6 protein-coding genes are annotated in these 19141 nt (G+C 65.5%); 4 read left to right on the top strand and 2 right to left on the bottom strand.

All coding sequences use genetic code 11. The annotated features are described in order from the left end of the window. Positions 1-167: 167 nt before the first annotated feature. Positions 168-12359 (top strand): filamentous hemagglutinin family protein, encoded by a 12192-nt coding sequence (locus JQ573_RS32035; protein ID WP_212318326.1) that lies wholly within the window; start codon positions 168-170, stop codon positions 12357-12359. A 90-nt stretch (positions 12360-12449) separates the two neighbouring features. Here the strand turns inward: JQ573_RS32035 and JQ573_RS32030 are convergent, their stop codons facing one another. After that, a complete protein-coding gene (locus tag JQ573_RS32030) occupies positions 12450-12977 on the bottom strand; it encodes a tetratricopeptide repeat protein (protein ID WP_409334710.1) in 528 nt (175 codons plus the stop codon). A 22-nt stretch (positions 12978-12999) separates the two neighbouring features. After that, on the bottom strand, positions 13000-15378 hold the full coding sequence (gene gspD / locus JQ573_RS32025) for a type II secretion system secretin GspD (RefSeq protein ID WP_212318324.1): 2379 nt from the start codon (positions 15376-15378) through the stop codon (positions 13000-13002). A 322-nt stretch (positions 15379-15700) separates the two neighbouring features. Between gspD and JQ573_RS32020 the strand changes: the two genes are divergently transcribed. The 3 genes from JQ573_RS32020 to gspG are packed head-to-tail and all read left to right on the top strand — an operon-like array spanning position 15701 to position 19129. Continuing rightward, positions 15701-17377: a GspE/PulE family protein gene (locus JQ573_RS32020; RefSeq protein WP_212318322.1), complete on the top strand. Its 1677-nt coding sequence runs from the start codon at positions 15701-15703 to the stop codon at positions 17375-17377. Positions 17378-17381: 4 nt separating this feature from the next. Continuing rightward, positions 17382-18593 carry a type II secretion system F family protein gene (locus tag JQ573_RS32015; RefSeq protein WP_212318320.1) on the top strand — a complete coding sequence of 404 codons (1212 nt, stop codon included), beginning with the start codon at positions 17382-17384 and terminating at the stop codon, positions 18591-18593. A 53-nt stretch (positions 18594-18646) separates the two neighbouring features. Continuing rightward, the gene (gspG, locus tag JQ573_RS32010) at positions 18647-19129 is read left to right on the top strand and encodes a type II secretion system major pseudopilin GspG (protein ID WP_212318434.1); all 483 of its coding nucleotides are present in this window, start codon (positions 18647-18649) and stop codon (positions 19127-19129) included. Positions 19130-19141: the final 12 nt, after the last annotated feature.

Below are 19141 nucleotides of genomic sequence, written 5' to 3'. Positions count from 1 at the left end.
TGTCTGCGCTGGAATTGTGATGCAGCCCATGATTTTGTCGTTCGGTCCCGCCGATCAAATGGCGTCCTTGGAGACGAGAAGCCCGGCATACGGTCAAGCCGTGTGACGAGCACCTGCGCGGATCCGATCTGCGCATCTTTCCGTCCGTTGTTCCCAGGGGACACCCTATGCCGTCTCGTCAGCGCGTTGCCCGCCATCCTCGCCTCGATCCGCGTCGGGTCGTGCCGCTTCCGTCGCGGCAGCGGATCGGATGGGCATCCCGCTCCATGCTGCTCGCCGGAACGAGCACGCTGGCGCTGCTGCTGAGCGGGCTTGAGGGCACATCCGCGCGTCCATTCGGCAATTTCGCGACGACGAACTCGGCGCCGGCGATCGCCAGCGATGCCGCAGCTGCCGCGGCCCAGCAGGCCACTGACGTCGCGAGGCAAAGCCAGAGCGCGCTGACGCGGGCGACACAGGCCATCCAGGCGTTGCAGGCCGCGCAGTCCGCCGCACGCAACGCAGCTGCCGCCTCGCAGCGATCGGCCACGTTGCCGCAGGTGGCGGTGCCGAACGGCCTCGCGCCGGGCGGGCTTCAGGTTGCGCCGGGCGCTGTGCCCGGTTCGAGCCTTTGGCAAGGTGCCGCCCTGCCGAGCCAGGCCGCAAGCGGTGGCCAGACCACGGTCACCGTCAATCAGACCGCGCCGCAGGCGATCCTCAACTGGCAGAGCTTCAACGTCGGCAGCCAGACCACGCTCAACTTCAACCAGCAGGCCAGCAACTGGACCGCGCTCAATCGCGTGGTGGGCAATGCCGGACCGAGCCAGATCCTCGGCCGCATCACCGCGCCGGGGCAGGTGCTGGTGATCAACCAGAACGGCATCATTTTCGGTGGCGCGAGCCAGATCAATGTCGGCTCGCTGATCGCGTCAAGCGCCAATATCGCCGACAGCCAATTCCTCGCCAATGGTCTCTATTCGGCCCAGAGCGGCACCAATTATCTGCCGAGCTTCACCGGAGCCGGTGGCAAGATTGTGGTCGAGAGCGGCGCGCTGATCACCACCAATGCGCCGTCCTCGGTCACGACGGGCGGCGGCTTCGTGCTGTTGATGGGCACCGAGGTCGACAATGCCGGTGCCATCGCCACGCCGAAGGGGCAGACCCAGTTCGCGGCCGGCGACGATTTCATCCTGCGCGCCGGCTATGGCACCAACACCAACCAGAACTCGACCACGCGCGGCAACGAGATCGCGCCGGTGCTTTATCCCAGGAGCGGCAGCGGGACCGTCACCAACACGGGTCTCGTCCTCGCCCAACAGGGCGACATCACGCTCGCCGGCCATGCCGTCACCCAGGATGGCATCCTGGTCTCCACCACCTCGGTCAATCAGCGCGGCACCATCCATCTGCTCAATTCGGCGTCCGACACGACCGGCAGCGTCACGCTGACCAATCACGGCATCAGCCTGATCCTGCCGGAGACCGATGCGGCGGCCGCACTGGTGTCCGGCATCGATCCGAGCGTGACCGCGCTCAATTCGCAGCGCGATGCCCTCATCGCCTCGGCCAAGCCGAATGTGCTGGCGACCGGCCAGTTCGACAATCTCTCGACGCTGTCCGATCGGCCCGATCAGTCGCGCATCGAGATCGTCACCGGCGGCACCATCGATTTCAGGAACGGCTCGCTGACCATGGCGCAGGGCGGCCAAGTGACCGCCTCCGCCGGTAAGCGCGTGTTCGCCGAAAGCGGATCGGTCATCGACGTCTCCGGCACCACCGGCACCGTGCTGCCCGTGTCGGCCAATTCGATCAAGGTCAACGTTCAGGGCAACGAGCTGCGCGACAGCCCGCAGAACCGCGACAACGGCACGCTCACCAACAGCAATCTGTGGATCGACGCCCGCGATCTGACCCTGGTGCCGGCCGGCACCGGCGGCTATGCGACGGACCGCTACTACACCGCGGGCGGGCTGCTCGAGGTCTCCGGCTATCTCAACAACACCGGCCACAAGATCGGCGAATGGACTGCGGTGGGCGGCACCATCACGCTGTCGGCGCCGGAGGTGGTGGCGCAGCGCGGCGCGATCTTCAACATCTCCGGCGGAGCGGTGCAGTATCAGAGCGGCTATGTGCGGCAGACGCTGCTGCTCGGCAATGACGGCCGCATCTATAGCGCCGACGATGCCCCGGCCAATTTGACCTATGTCGCGGTGGCCAACGGCTTCATCGTCAATCACGCGCACTGGAACGTCGTCGAGGTCTATCTCAGCCCGTTCGGCAAAGGCAGCTCGCGCTGGGAGAACGGCTACACCATGGGCCGCGACGCCGGCAGTCTCGTCCTCGCGACCCCGACCTCGGTGTTCGAGGGCACGATCCTCGCCAATGTGATCGACGGCGAGCAGCAGGTCGCCAAGCGCCCGGCCGGTGTCATCGACGGCTACAAGCTGACGCAGAACACCGTGCCGCTCGCCGGCACGCTGGCGCTCGGGCAGTACAATGGCTATGGCCTCGTCAACGCGTACAACACCGACGTGTCGTTCGGTAACCTGACCTCGGTCGCAGGCGGCCTGGACCCGACCTCGGCGCTGCCGGCCGGTCGCGTCAACACGGCCTGGTTCGATGCGCCGGCGCTCAACAGCTTCGGCCTCGGCGGCCTCAACATCAATACATCCAACAAGATCGCGATCGACGCGCCGCTGCAATTCTCATCGGGCGCGCAAGTCAAGCTGATCGCCCCGGCGGTCGACATCGGAGCCGACATCACCGCGCGCTCCGGCAGCGTCACGGTGAGCAACATCCTCAATGCCGCGACCGGCACGTTTGCGCTGACAAACGCGGCGGGAGGCGCAGCGCTGACGCTGGAGTCCGGCGTCACCATCGACACGCGCGGCCTGTGGGTCAACGCGCAGACCAATCCGAACAGCGTGTCGGGCCTCGGCTTCCTCGACGGCGGCAACGTCACTTTCGATTCGACTCAGGACGTTACGCTCGCTGCCGGCAGCACGGTCGACGTGTCCTCCGGCGGCGCCGTCCTCATCAACGGCAAGACGCAAGGCGGCAAAGGCGGCAACGTCACAATTCTCGCGGGGCACACCCAGCAGAATGCCGGAACGCCGGGCGACGGAAATCTTGTTCTCGACGGCGCGATCCGCGCCTGGGGCGTCACCGGCGGCGGCACGCTGACGATCTCGACGCCCGGCAACATCCTGATTGGCGACAATGCCGAACTCGCGGGTGGTGTGCTGCCCGCAGGCACGCCCGCACCCGCTGCCGTGAAGCTCAAGCAATCGTTCACGGTTCCCGCAGGCCAGCCGCTACCGACGGCGCTGACGCTGAACTTCACCACGCTGGTGTACGACACGCCGATACCGGCGGACGTCACGATATCCGCCGCGCCGACCGCGCCGACCGGTGCGGAATGGACCATACCGCAAGGTATGGACGGCCTGCAGAGCCGGGACGCCAATGGCCAGACGCAATATTGGAGCCCGGGCAGTGTGCTCCCGGCCGGGACGATCATCACTGGCTGGAGCGGCACGGGTCGCATTCCTGCGGGAACCACCATTCCATCCACTGTCTTCCCGAACGGCATTCCAGTCGCACCCTATCAAGTCACCTATGCGGCAGGATCAATTCAATCCACGCCGATGACTTATCCGGTCGGAGCCGTTATTCCAGCCGGCGTGGTGCTGCCGCAGACGGTCCAGATTACGCCAGCGCCTGCGCTCAATCCGTCGTTCTTCACCGCCGGCTTCTCCAACTACGATATCAACGGCGGGCTGGGCGTTGTGGTCGCCAGCAACACTGTGGTTGCGGCCGCGATGCCGGTCTACCGGTTCACGGCAAGCAGCTATGCGGCACCGGCCGGCATCGATCCGTCGTCGGCGCTGACGCTGTGGACGCCGCCGTTGTTCACCGCGGATCCGGTCAAGGCCACCGTGACCCAGCGCGGCGGCGCGAGCCTCACGCTGCGATCGCTCATCAGGTCGGGCGGCGGACTGCTCGCGGGCGGCGGCGCGATCGTGGTTGGTGACGGCTCCTCAGTCGGCGTCGATCCGGGCCAGAGCATCACGCTCGATGCCTTCGGTCAGATCAGCGTGTTCGGCAATCTGACCGCGCATGGCGGCAGCATCAATCTGGTCAATGATGCCTACGGTTCGCCGGTGCGAACAGGCTTCAACTTCGACCTGAGCGGCAACGGCCGCGGCGTTTCGATCTGGGTCGATGCCGCTGCCAAACTCGATGTCTCGGGCCTGGTCTATCAGGCGTCCGATACATCAGGACATCCATTCGGGAAGGCGACGGACGGCGGCTCCATCGCTATCAATGGTGGCGGTGCCTTCGTGATCGTGCGTCCGGGCGCCGAGCTCAACGCAGATGGCACGCAGGTCGCGATCGATCTCGCGGCGGGCGGTGCGGCTTCGTCAAGCCGCCCACAGATGGTCACAACGAATGGCGGCTCCATTACGTTGTCATCGCAGAGCGGCCTCTATCTTGACGGCGATATCCACGCCCTCTCCGGCGGAGCCGGCGCCTCCGGCGGCAGCCTGTCGATCGCGCTCACTACGCCGAACTTCGACGTGAATTCCTTCCCCAAAGGGGTGGCGCCGGCCAATGTGGTCGTTCCGAGCCTGATGACCGTAGTGCAGGCGCGTCCGGCTTCCTCGCTGCCGGAGAATATCGCCCCGGGCACGGCCGCGTCGCACCTGACGTTTGGCCAAACCACCGTAAGCGCCGACATGGTCAAGGCCGGCGGGTTCGACAGCCTGACGCTGACGTCCGGCGACTACATGGCGTTCTCCGGCAATGTGTCCCTTTCGTTGGGCCGGAGCTTGACGCTGACGGCAGCGGCCTTCGCGTCGGGAGCTCCGGTGACTGGACCGGTCGACTCCTCGATGGCAGCCACGACTGGCAGCGTGAAGCTGTCGGCCCCCTACATCCTGTTTCGTGAAGCGACGGCCGTTGTCCCCGATGGGACCATCAGCGGCAGCATCCGCAATCCCGGCGGTGCGGCCTTGCCGACCACGGCCACGTTCGAGGCCGACGCAAACCAGATCGACATCCAGGGCCTCATCGGCTTCTCGGCGCGTTCGCCGAACAACATGTACGCGCCGGGATTCCTGACGACGAAGCTCGTCAGCCAGGGCGACATCCGCTTCCTGTCGATGCCCGGGGTTGTCGCGACCCAGCTGTCCACCAGCGGCAATCTCGATCTCCTTGCCGCGCAGATTTATCCCGCGACCAATGCCGTTGCCACCGTCATCGCAGGCAGTGGAAATTCCGATCCCACGACGACGCTGACCATCGGACGCACCACCGCTACGATTCCGGATGCACCGCTCTCCGTGTTCGGCCAGCTCGCGTTCCAGGCGCCGGTGATCGAGCAGGGCGGCATCGTCCGCGCGCCGTTCGGTCTTTTGACCTTCGGCCTGGGCTGGCCAGTGTACACGCCGCACGTCGACCTGCTGGCCGGCAGCCTGACCTCCGTCTCGATGGCGGGCCTGACCATTCCGTACGGCGGCACGATCGACGGCGTCACCTACACGTATAACGGCACCAGCATCCGTACGATCGGCCTCACCAACTTCAACAACAACGGGCCGCAATCCGGCATCATCCTGGACGGGCAGTCGATCAACGTGGCGAGCGGCGCGATCCTCGATATGTCGGGTGGCGGCACGCTCGCCGGTGCGGGCTTCGTCTCCGGACGCGGCGGCTCCGTCAACGTGATCAACACGCCGCTCATCAACGCCAACCCTGCGACCCCTGTCAGCAAGGCGACCGACAAGGTCTACGCCATCCTGCCCGGCTACAGTTCAGGCTATGCGCCGATCGCGCCCGAAAATGGCGCCGGCGATCCCGCGATTGGTCAACAGGTTACAATTCCGTCCGGTGTCCCGGGACTGCCGGCGGGAACGTACACGCTGCTGCCGTCCAACTACGCGCTGCTGCCCGGCGCATACCGTGTCGAACTCGGCACCAGCACCACGACGCCGGTCGGCAGCCCGATCACAATCGGCAACGGCACCTACGCCACCTCGGTTACCACCGGCATCGCCAACACCGCGATCAAGGGTAGCCTGCCGGTGACGGCGCTGATCACCGCGGGCACCTCGGTCCGCAAATATTCGCAATTCAACGAGCAGAATTACAGCGATTTCCTGCTTGCCAACGTGGCGCAATTCGGCGGCGTGCGTCCGTTGCTGCCGAGCGACGGCAAGACGCTTGAGATCATATTCGAGATGCCGAACGCCACCCCGATCGGACCAGCGCTCACATTCGACGGCACCGCGCTGTTTCAAGGCACGCAGGGCGCTAATGCTGGTCAGGTGGCGCTGCTGAATGTCGGCGAGGTTTATGCGGACGCGCCGACCCAGGGATTTTCCAGTCCCTCGGTCGGCGCCGCCGATCTCAATGCGCTCAAAGCGCCGCGCCTCCTGATCAACGGAACTGTCATTATCTCGAATGGCACGCTGTTCCTTAGTCAACCCTACGGTCATGATCTGTTCATCCGCGATGGCGTCTCCCTTTCCGCCGGGGAGATATTCCTCATCGGCAACAATATCAGCGTCGGTAACAACGTGACGCTCAGCACCGTCGGACAGGGCGCAGTCCCGTTCGATTCCGTGTCGACCGGCATGAGCTATGCGGTCAGCCAGTTCACTGTGCTGGCGCTGTCCAATGGTGACATCAACTTCCTGCCATCGAATGTCGGCAACGGTTCGATTACGATCGGCGCCGGCTCGTCGCTCTATTCCGAAGGGACGCTGGCGTTCGTCACCAACGGCGCTTCCGCGATCGATCCGACCGCCCATTTCGGGTCGAGCAACATCGCGCTCGCGGTCGGCACCATCAATATCGGCGACGCCGCGACCGTGGCCGCGGCCGGCGCACCCGCCGGATTGATGTTCGATCAGACGCTGTTCAACACGTTGGTCAATGGTGATCCCCTGCACAACGCGCCGGCGTTGAAGACCATTACGCTTGCCGCGGCGAATTCGATCAACCTGTTCGGAAACGCCGGCCTCGACGCCACCGGCAGCGGTGTCAACCTGGTGCTGAACACGTCGGCGATCTATGGCTACGGCGCGGCCAGCGACAACTCGACCATCGCCGCCGACAAGATCACGTGGAATGGCCTGAGCGGTGCGACGCCGCCGGCCATCGCCGCAGGCGGGCCCGGAACCGGAAGCGGCACATTCAACCTCGTCGCCAACGAGATCGACTTCGGCCGGTTCGCCTCGCTCGATACCTCGACGGCAAGCCGCGTGATCTACGGCTTCAGCAACGTCAACATCACCGGCAACTCAAGGATCATCTCGGCTGGCAACAGCAAGCTATTCGTTTACCAGTCACCGAGTTCGGATCCTGCCGCCGCATTCGGCCAGAGCGGTAGCGGCGGCAATTTGACGCTGACGACCCCGCTGCTCACCGGTGCGCAGAAGTCGATCATGGCCTATTCGGCGGGCGGCGCGCTCAATGTCGTTGCGCCGGCGGGCGTTGCGCCGAGTGCTGTCAAATCCGTTGTGGCAGGCGCCGAGATCGACCTGACCGGCGGCAGCGTTGCTATCGGCACGACGATCTTGCTGCCGAGCGGCAAGCTCGTCGTCAATGCGACCGGCGATATCGTGCTCGACGGTGCAAGCCGGATCGACCTCAGTGGTCAACCGTCGACGATCCAGCGGGCGACTGTCTACGGCTTCGGCGGCACGGCGATCTTCAACAGCGCACAGGGTGGTCTGACGCAGCTTGCCGGCTCCGTGATCGACGTCTCCTCGACCAATGCCGGTGCCGGCTCGATCAGCATCGCGGCGGCGAATGGGCCGGTCACGCTCGGCGGCGTGCTCAACGGGGCGGCGACAAATGGCTACGCGAGCGGCGATTTCAGCATCGCCGCCGGCCGGCTGTCCAACTCAGATTTCGCCGCGCTCAATGCGCTCCTGACCCAGGGCGGGTTCTTCGACGCGCGTGCCTTCGATATCAGGAACGGCGATCTCGTCATCGGCGACGGTGTGAAAGCCAGCAACGTCACGATCGCCACCGACAACGGCAGCCTGACCGTCGTCGGCACCATCGATGCGTCCGGTGCGGCACCCGGAACCATCCGGCTCTCGGCCGGCAATGGGCTCGCGCTGGCGCCGACCGCCGTGCTCGATGTTCACGGAACGGTGCTGCAGGTCGACAGCTACGGCCAGCCGATCGAGGCGAGGAACCGCGGCCATATCGAGCTGACCGCGGCAGGCGGCGCGCTCACGCTGTCACCGGGCGCGACCATGAATCTTACCACGCCGAACGGCGTCGCCTATGGCGACGTGGTGCTGAACGCACAGCGCACCGGCGAGACCTCGGGCGATATCGCGATCAACGCAGCAGGTCCGCTCAACATCAAAGGTGCCTACAGCATCGCGCTCAACGCGTTCTGGACCTATGGCCTGCCCGGCGGCAGCACCATCAGCCAGGCGACGCTCGACGGTTACGACATCGCAAGCACGGCCTTCATAAACGCCGCGTTGGGCAATGCGGGTTTGGCGGCGCGCGTCGCGGGTCTGTCCGCGTACGGCAGCACCTACCATCTGCGGCCGGGCGTCCAGATCACATCGAGCGGCGATCTGTCGACGTCAGGCGATATCGATCTTGCCGGCTACCGCTACGGGCCGAACGCCAATCGCGACGCGACCTCCGCAAGCTACGGCGCCGGCGAACCGATGGCGCTCGTGATCCGCGCCGGCGGCAATCTGACGGTCAAGGGAAGTATCTCGGATGGATTCAAGTCGACGCCAGGAACACCGCCGGTCTATCGCCTGATCGACCTTTCGACAGATCCGCTTTCTTCTTTCTGGTCAGCCAGCGACACTGGCCTGAGCAGCGCCAGTTACGGTTATACCGGCAACGCAATACTTACCGCGGATTGGACAATACCGAATGATGATTTTTATCAGGGTCTAACGAGTTCTTACGGTGCATATGTCGATACCGCTGGTCACTCATACGGCCCAGGGAGCACTATTCCCGCCGGTACCATCCTGGATGTCGGAACTTCGGAAGGCGGGGTTGGGTGGCTGTTCTTCGAAATAGGTCATTTGCCGACGGTTGGAGCGGTGGTTACTCCCGGCGTCCCCGGCGGTTCGGGTTCGTCGGCAACGGCCTTGATGCTTGCGCCGGGCTCGCTGTCCGCTTCGATCCGCCTCGTCGCGGGTGCCGATCTCGCCGCCGCCGACCAGCGCATGCTGCAAACGACACAGGCGCTGAACGGGAGCGGCAACCTGACGCTGAGCGATCCGGCCTACAATGCGTCGCGCAACGGCACGTTCTTCAGCGTGCTGCGCACCGGCACCGGCAGTCTCGACCTGTTGGCCGGCGGCAGCTTCAGCGAAGCCACGCCGTATGGCGTCTATACGGCCGGCACCCAGGCGGCGCCGATCCTGGCGGCCGACGGCAGCAATCCCTACGATCTCGTCGGCGTCACCAGTAGCGGCAACTCCCACGCCTGGTACCCCGAGCATGGCGGCGACCTGCTGCTCACCGCGCAACGGGATATCACCGGCAATCTCCAGATCGCGGACAACAACATCCGGTTCGCCGACTCCAATCTCACCGCCAACTGGCTCCGGCTGCAAGGCGGTGGCGCCTCTGCCGATCCGTCAGCGTGGTGGATCAATTTCGGCTCGTTCGCGAAGACCAACCCTTATAATAACGGCCAACAGCTGATCGGCTTCCAGGGCATCGGCACGCTCGGCGGCGGCAATCTGACCGTGATCGCTGGCGGCAATGCCGGCGTGACGGGCAGCGGCTCGACCGGCCTCGATCTGGCGGTCGCCTCGACCGGCCGCGTTCTGGCGAATGGCACGCTGGTGCAGACCGGTGGCGGCAATCTTGTCGTGAAGATCGGCGGCGGACTCAATCCGGTGGTGCCGACAACACCTGACGGTCAGGGGCAGGTGCCGGACTATTTCGGCTCGTTCACCAACCTGCGTGGCGACACCACCGTCAGTGCCGGATCCGTCGGCGCGCTGGCCCCGAATACCTGGGGATCCTATCTGGTTTCGTACGATCCGCGCGCCATTGATCCCAACGTCTTCAAGCGCTCGCTCAAGACACCAGGGCCGCTCGTCATGCCGGGTGACGGCAGTGTCAGCATCACCACGCGCGGCGACCTCGTGCTTGGCGGCGCGGGGGACGCCGGCATGGCGGCATCGGTCGATCTGAATGGCATTGCCTACACGGTACGCAACGCGGACGGCAGCACGACGTTGAAGAGTGGCGGACAGTCGAACTTCACATTGTGGAGGCCGGAGACGGCGATCAATCTCTACGCTGCGGGCGGCGATGCGGCCGTATTGAATGGGATTTCCTTCAGCGGCACCGGCTTCTTTCCGGGAACGTTGATCGTCGCAGCCGCCAACGGAGATATCCGCTTTACGGAGCCTGGGGCGGGCGGCGGAGTGCCGACAATCGAACTGATGCCGTCGCCGTTCGGCCAGCTTGAACTGCTCGCGGCCGGGTCAATCTTCGGGACGAGCCAGGTCGTGGCGATGTCGGGCGCGGACATGAGCGCGCTGGCGACGCCGTTCAATCCCGTCTTTGCCACCGGCACCGGCGGCGCCGGCAGCAGCAACGCGTGGGCGAACGCCGCCAATCGGATCAATCCCATCAGTCCAATCGCCTTCGGCGAGGACACGCCCATCTCCAATCTGCATGCAGGCGATGATCGGCCTGCCTTGGCCTACGCGGGCATCGACATCGTCGATCTCACCCTCGGCCAGGCGCTGCCGGAGAGCCCAGATCGGGGCAAGTATTTCTATCCGACCCACAGCACCTGGTATATCGCGGCCAAGCCGTTCGAAGTCATCGCCGGCCGCGATATCGTCGGCACCGGTCCCGTGCCCAGTGTGTTCCTGAACAACGGGCCGAACGACATCTCGCTGATGCAGGCCGGCCGCGACATCTTCTATCAATCCGCCGCTGTTCTCGGTCCTGGCCTGCTTCAGCTACAGGCTGGCCGCAACCTGTACCAGGGCTACTACGGCTCTCTGCTCAGCGTGCGCGATATCGTCAATCAGTCCAACACCACGGGCGGTGCAGGCATCGTCACGATCGCTGGTGTCGGCGCCAGCGGTCCTGACTACACCGATTTCGCCAAGCTGTATTTCAACGCAGCGAACCAGCTTCCCGGCGACGGCACGCCGCTCGCCGGCAGCGGCAAGGTCGCCAAGGCCTACGCCGACGAATTATACAATTGGCTGCATAAGCGCTTCTCGTCCGGTCAGAACTATATCTACAAGGGCCAGTCCTACATCTTCACCGGCACGAAGGACGACGTGTTGGCGTTCTTCCTGTCGCTGCCCGTGGAGCAGCAGGGCGTGTTCGTCCGCGGCATCTACTACAAGGAGCTCACGCTCGGCGGTCGCGAATACAACGACAAGGCCAGCCGCCGCTACGGTAGCTATCTGCGTGGGCGCGATGCGATCGCCACGCTGTTCCCGGATCAGGATGCGCAAGGCAATCCGCTGACCTATTCCGGCAAGATCACGATGTTCAGCAGCGTCACGGGCTCCACCACCGTCAACGGCGTCACCGTCCCGGTGGTCAGCGATGCCGGGATCAACACCCAGTATGGCGGCGACATTCAGATCCTCAATCCGGGCGGGCAGACCATCATCGGGGTCGAGGGCGTGACGCCAGGTCCTGGTGCTGGCCTGATCACGCAAGGCCAGAACAGCAATATCGATGTGTATTCGCTCGGCAGCGTGCTGCTCGGCCAGAGCCGCATCATGACCACGTTCGGCGGCAATGTGCTGGTGTGGTCGGCGACCGGCGACATCAACGCCGGCCGCGGCTCGAAGACGACGGTGATCTATACGCCGCCGCTGCGCACCTATGACGCGTATGGCAATATCGCACTGTCGCCGGCGGCACCGGCCAGTGGTGCCGGCATCGCGACGCTCGCGACCATCCCCGGCACTCCGCCGAGCGACGTCGACCTGATCGCGCCGCTCGGCACCATCGATGCGGGCGAAGCCGGCATCCGTGTCTCGGGCAACGTCAACCTCGCCGCGCTGCAGGTGGTCAACGCCGCCAACATCCAGGTGCAGGGCACCTCGACCGGCATTCCGACGGTGCAGGGGCCACCGGTCGGGGCGCTGACATCCGCGTCAAACACCGCCGGCGCCAGCCAGCAGGCCGCGGCGCCGCCGCCAAAGAACAATGACCAGCCGTCGGTCGTGATCGTCGAAGTGCTCGGCTATGGCGGCGGCGACGGGAGCCCGCCGCAAGAGCAGCCGGAGCAGCAGCGCAAGCCGCGCGAAAAACAGAGCTACAACGAGAACAGCGCCTTCCAGGTCATTGGGCTCGGCGATGCGGCGGGCTCGTCCGGCAGGTGATGCGCGCGAATGGACGACTTCCGGGAGAGCGATCGCGCGCTTCCGGAAGTGCCAGCGCGGCGCGCATAGACTTGGGATAGCGATCGGTGATTACTTGACCGTCAGGTGCGCGTCCGGCACGGGCCGGCCGGGGACCCATTCCAACGCAAACCGCTGACCGGCGACGATCTCATTCCTCGAGAGCTTTGAAGCAACCGCGTCGCGGAATCGGAGATAGGCATCGCGCTGCCGCCCGCCGGTGCGGGCCGCCGCCAGATTGAGCCATTTGTAGGCCAGCACGTAATCGTTCGGGAGGCCGTGGCCCTTGTCGTACATCAGGCCGAGCATGGCTTGCGCGAACGGGTCGCCCTGCACCGCACCGCGATAGTAGAGATCGGCGGCGGCGTCATAGGCCTGCGGGACGCCGAAGCCGTGCTCATACATGAATCCGAGCAGGCCGAGGGCCCTTGGGTTGTCGCGGTCGGCGGCCGGCGCGAGCTCCCGGGACGCCCTGACATAGTCGCCGCGATGGAAGGCGGCCGTTCCGCGCGCGACGCTGTCGGCGCTCGCGACGGACGCGGTCATGCCCCAAAGCGCGACCGCAAGCGAGGCGCAAAGGGCTGTCCGTTGCGTGCGCATGCGGCGCATCGTGCGCCCCGGCTCAGTGATAGGCGGTGGTGATCGGCGCATTGGTCGATGTCGTTGCGATGTTGCCGCGCAATTTCGATCGCAGCTCCTCGGCCACCATCTGGGCGTCGGAACCGTTGCGGATGATCTGCGGGCGAATGAAGATGATCAGCTCGGTGCGCTGGGTGCCGTTGCTCTGATGCCCGAAGGCGTCGCCGAGGCCGGGAATCTGGTCAAGCACGGGAAGCGCATTGCGGCTGCCGCTCTGCTGTTCGCTGATCAGGCCCGCCAGCAGCACGGTCTGGCCATTGGCCACCGCGATCTGGCTCTTGACCCTCCGTTCCGACACCGTCGGGGTCAGGCTGTTCGCGCTGGTCTGCGGAACGTTGCTGATCTCCTGCTCGACATCGAGCCGCACGGTGCCGTTCACACTGACGCGCGGCGAGACCCGCAGGATGATGCCGGTGTTGCGATAGTCGATGGTGTTGACCACCGTGTTGCTCCCGGTCAGCACCGTCGCGCTGCCGGTCGACACCGGGACGACGTCGCCGACCTGCAAGGTCGCGACCTGGTTGTTGATCACGACCAGCGACGGATTGGAGAGCACCTTGACGCTGGTGACGGCATGCAGCGCATCCAGGATCAGGCTCGGCTGCGTCTCCGATCCGATCAGGAAGTTGAAGCCCGGGAAGGCGCGGTTGATGAAGGCATTGGTGACCGAGCCGGCGACGGAGGCGACCCCGGTGGTCGCGTCCGTGGTGGTCGCGGGCGCGGTGGTGGCTTGGGTGCCCGTGAACGAGCCGACGTTCGGCTTCAGGCCGAGGTTGCGGCTGGTGAGATAGGTCTGCACACCATAGGACAAAGTGTTGTTGAGCGTGACCTCGGCGATCGTCGCGTCGATCGCGACCTGGAGCTGCGGCTCGTCGATCTGCTGCAGCGTCGCCTCGATGATGCGGTAGTTGGCCTGGTCGGCATAGATCAGCAGATTGTTGTTCACGACATCGGGCGTGATCCGCACGTCCTGCATGACGGGCTGGCCGTTGCCTGAGCCCGAGTTGGCGCCGCGTCCGCTATCCAGCGCGGCATTGTTGCCCTGGCCCTGATTGGGATTGTTCGCTTGCCCGCCGGCGCCAAATCCCTGGCCGAGGCCCTGGCCCGTTGCGCCTGTCCCTGACGTGCCGCGCGAGGCAAAGCTGCCCGAGTTCGCGCCCGAGTTGCTGTTCGCCGACAGACGGTCGGCGACGCTCGATGTCGACGAGGTGCCGGAGCCGGGCGCGAGCTGACTGTCGGCGCTATCGAGCAAATTGCCGGACGATCCGCCGAGGAACATGTCGGTGAGAACCCGCGCGATCTGGCGCGCGTCGCCGTATTTGACGCGGTAGACATGGACCGAGGTGCGCGCGGTGTCGTTGCGGTCGAGGCGCTTGATCCATGTCGCCGCCGTATGCAGCATGTCAGGCTTCTTGGTCACCACCAGCACCGCGTTGAGGCGTGCGATCGGCATGAACTTGATGACGTTCTGGCTGAGGCCGTTCTCGCCGGAATCGACGATCTTCTCCAGCTCGGCGATGACGGGCGCGGGCGAGCCGCTCGAGATCGGGAAGATGCCGACCGATTGGCCGCGCATCCAGTCGACGTCGAAGCTGAGCACGGTGTCGACCGCGGTGCGACGCTCGGCGCCGGTGCCCTGGATCAGAAGCAGATTGCGCGTCGTGTCGGCGCGGATCGAGCCCGCCCTGGTGGCGAAGCTGTCGGTCAGCTTCAGCAGGGTCTGGGCCGACACATATTGCAGAGGGACCACCGAGATGCCGAATCCGGGTTCGGGATTGGCCGCCGCGGCATCGACGCGGCCGCCGCCAACGGCGTCGCCGAGCGGCGTCAGGCGATAGCCCGCGGTATCCTTCAGCAGCACCACGCCGCTCAGGCGAAGCGCGTTTTCAAGCACGAAGACCATGTCGGATTTCGGCACCGGTCGGACCGACACCAGGCTCACCGTGCCCTGTACCCGCGGGTCGATTGTGTATCCGACATGCAGGATGTCGCCGAGCACGACCTTGGCGACGGTCGCAACCGGCGTGCTCTCGAAATTCAGATCGAAGCCATTGCCGTTCGAGGCCGGCTGCGGCCGCGCGTCGGCGACCCCCGTCACTTCGCTTCCCTCATACATCGCCGCGCGCACGGCGCCGCCCTGGCTGCCGCCCGCTGCCGCCAGCCCGCTCACCGGTTGCGGCTGGCGCGGCAAGAGATCGAGCGATCGCACCTTGTCGGTAACGTCGACCTGGGACGCGTCCACGCTCTCGCCGACCGTCGCGGAATTGCAGGACGCCAGCAACCCCAGCGACGTCAGGGCAAAAATGGCTGCCAGGCCGCCACGGATCGTCGGGCAGCGGCCCACTGTGCCTACGCGTTGCATGAAGGCCCTTCGCTCTGACTAACTGAAATCTCGACGGCGTGCGACGATCGGTCCTACCCCGGTGGGACTCTTAGCGATCGAACATGACAGAAATAAATTGGTTACATGATTGTCGTTCGCGACCTGACGATCGCATCACACCAATCTGCGCAGCCGGCGCGCCGCCGTGTCCGCGATGCCACGTCAAGGTTTCTTGAGCCAGGCGAACGATGTGACTTCGCACAGCTGTCACACTTCGGATCGATAACCGCAGAATTGCCGGGAGCCGACGCGACGGCGGATGGCACGGACTGATCCGGGATAGTGTGGCGGGATATCGAGAATGGCCAACGACCTGTCCGTTCGGTTCGTGGATTATCTGCGCCAGAACAATCATTTGGCGCCGATCGACGGAGCGGCGGAGCGGAGCGGGCAGGGCGCCGACGCCAGGCAATTGAAGCTGTGGGAGGTCACCAGCCTCGCACCGACCGAATTCGCCGACGAGGCCGCGCGCTTCTTCGCGCTCGGCCGCCTGACGCTCCAGGAGATGACCTCGGCCGAACCGCTGGTCGGGGCGTTCTCGCCGCGCTTCCTGCGCGAGACCATGGTCTATCCGTGCCGGACGGCCGATGGGACCACTGTCCTCGCGGTCGTCGACCCGACCGACCAGGCGACGCTGCGGGCGGCACAGATCGTGCTCGGCGCCGGCATCAACGTGAAGGTGGCATCGTCGGAAGACGTCGCCATCGCGCTGAACAACTCTTCCAGCGCCGAGGAGGCCGAGACCGCCGATACGGCGACGGCGCTGCCCCGCGAAGACGACATCGAGAGCCTGCGCGATCTTGCCAGCGGCGCACCGGTGGTGCGCGCGGTCAACGATCTGATCGAGAAGGCCGTCGAGCTCCGCGCCAGCGACATCCATATCGAGCCGTTTTCCGCCGGCCTCATGGTGCGCTTGCGCATCGATGGCCTGCTGCGGCCGGTCGCGGCGCTGTCGGGGGTGTTGCCACAGGCGGTGGTCTCCCGCATCAAGATCATCGCCAATCTCAACATCGCCGAGCGCCGCCTGCCGCAGGACGGCGCGGCGCGGCTGCGGGTCGGGCGCACCGACATCGATATCCGCGTCGCGATCATGCCGATGCAACACGGCGAATCCGCCGTCATCCGCATCCTGCCCAAGGATCGCGGCCTGCTGGTCGTCGAGAAGCTGGGCTTCTTGGAGGCCGACGAAGCCAAGCTGCGGCGGCTGCTGAAGCTGCCATACGGTATGGTCGTGATCACAGGGCCGACCGGCAGCGGCAAGACCACGACACTGGCGACGATCCTGTCGATCCTCAATGAGCCCAGCCGCAAGATTCTGACCATCGAGGACCCGGTCGAGTACGAGATCCCCGGCGTCAACCAGTCCCAGGTCAAGCCGGCGATCGGCCTGACCTTCGCCACCGCGCTGCGGTCCTTCGTTCGCCAGGACCCTGATGTCATCATGGTCGGTGAAATCAGAGATTCCGAGACCGCGCATGTCGCGGTGCATGCGGCGCTGACCGGGCATCTGGTGCTGACGACGCTGCACACCGAGACCGCGGCCGCCGCGGTGCCGCGCCTGCTCGACCTCGGGGTCGAAGGCTATCTGCTGCGTTCGGTGCTGCGCGGCGTGATCGCGCAGCGCCTGGTCCGGCAATTGTGCGAGCGCTGCAAGACGGCGCGGCCGCTGGCAACGGCCGATTTCACCGAGGATCCCCGGCTCACCGCACTCGGATTCCGGGAAGGCGAGATCATTCACGAGCCATGCGGTTGCGAGCGTTGCGGCGGGACCGGTTATCGCGGCCGTCTCGGCGTGTTCGAGCTGCTCGAATTATCCAATGAACTGCGCGAACTGATCGGAGAGCGAAGCGACGGAATGAAGATCGATACGATGGCGATCCGGGCGGGCATGACCACGATGCTCGATGACGGGGTTGCCAAATGCCGCGCCGGATTGACCTCGCCCGCCGAGATCCTCCGCGTTGCAACGGTGCGGTGACGCCGTGCCGAATTATCGCTATCGTGCTTTGACCCAGGCCGGCGAGATCGTCAACGGCACGATCTCGGCTCCGACGGCGGCCGAGGTGGCGCGGCGGATCGAATATCTCAAGCTGCTCCCGATCGAAACCACCGAGGACAAGCGCGCATCCGGCGCAGCCGGTGGCGGCAGCCTGTTCGGCGGCCCGAGTGCAGCCGAGGTCACCACCTTCACGCGCGATCTCGCGCTGCTGCTCAAGGCCGGCGCCCGTCTCGACGATGCCCTGGAACTCTTGTCCGGCGATGCCGATGTCGGCCGGATGCGTCCGGTGGTGGCAAAGATCCGCGCAGCCCTGCTCACCGGCGAGAGCTTTGCCGATGCGGTGGCGGATCATCCGACCCTGTTCCAGCCGATGTACATCGCCCTGGTCCGGGTGGGGGAAATCTCCGGCACGCTCGACTCCGTGCTCGAGATGCTGGGGACCGAGCGCGCGCGTTCCGAGCAGATGCGGCGCAAGCTGACCGACGCGATGCAGTATCCGGCCTTCGTGCTGGTCGCGGCATCCGGCGTGATGCTGTTCTTCCTGCTGTTCGTGCTGCCGCAATTCTCGACCGTGCTCGGCGATTTCGGCGGCAAGTCGGATACGGCGCTCGCCAGCTTCATCGCGGTGTCGGATTTCCTGCGCGCCAATGCCACGGCGGCGAGCCTGATCAGTGCGGCCACGATTGCGCTCGCATGGTGGCTGCTGCGGCAGGCGCGCGTGCGCGCCGCGCTGGTCAGCGGGATCTCGCGGGTGCCGGGCATCAGCAGTGCCTTCCAGTTCTATCGCGCGAGCCTGTTCTGCCGCAATCTGGGTGTCCTGCTCGGCAGCGGCGTCAACCTCACGGCCGCGTTGCGCATCCTCGTCGACATCATGGCGGTGACCGGGAGCGGGGCGAACTGGACCGCCGCCGCCGACCGCGTCCGCCATGGCGGAAAACTGTCGGACGCGCTCGCCGTGGCGGACAGCCTGCCGCCGATGGCGGTCCGCATGCTGCGGCTCGGTGAAGAGACCGGGCAGCTGCCGGTGCTGGCCGGGCGGGTCGCGGAATTCTACGAAGCAAAATTGCAGCGCAGCCTGGACCGTGTCGTCGGCATCGTCGGTCCACTGGCGATCATCACGATCAGCACCGTCGTCGGCGGCCTGATCGTGTCGGTCATGACGGCGCTGCTCTCGGTCACGCAGCTAGTCGGTTAGAGCAGGGGTCATCGGTCATGATATCGCGCAACACGATCATCGAAACATTCTCCATGCGAGCGGGACGCGATCCCGCGCGCTCACAACCGCCAAGGCGCTCGGGGCAGGAGGGCTTTACCCTCGTCGAGATGCTGGTGGTGATCGCGATCATCGGCCTCATCATGGGGCTGATCGGGCCGCGCGTGCTCAACTATCTCAGCGAATCCAAGGTCAAGACCGCGCGCATTCAGTTGCAGAGCTTCTCCAGTGCGCTCGACCTGTTCTACCTCGACGCCGGACGCTTCCCGTCCACGGCGGAGGGACTTGCCGCGCTGGTCCGGCGCACGCCGGGCGTCGCCGCCTGGAATGGTCCGTATCTGAAGGGCGGTAACGTTCCGAGCGATCCCTGGAACCATCCCTATCTCTATCGCTCGCCCGGCGAACACGGACCTTACGACATCGTCTCCTATGGCTCTGACGGTCAGGAGGGCGGCAGCGGCACCTCGGCCGACATCTCGCTCGAAAAGACGACAGCCGCCAACAACGACCAACAATGAGGATGCATGGCG

The sequence above is a fragment of the Bradyrhizobium sp. AUGA SZCCT0105 genome (assembly GCF_018129565.1).
Classification (GTDB): Bacteria; Pseudomonadota; Alphaproteobacteria; order Rhizobiales; family Xanthobacteraceae; genus Bradyrhizobium.
Note: the sequence above shows the minus strand (reverse complement) of the source record. Positions and strands in the feature narration are given on the sequence as shown.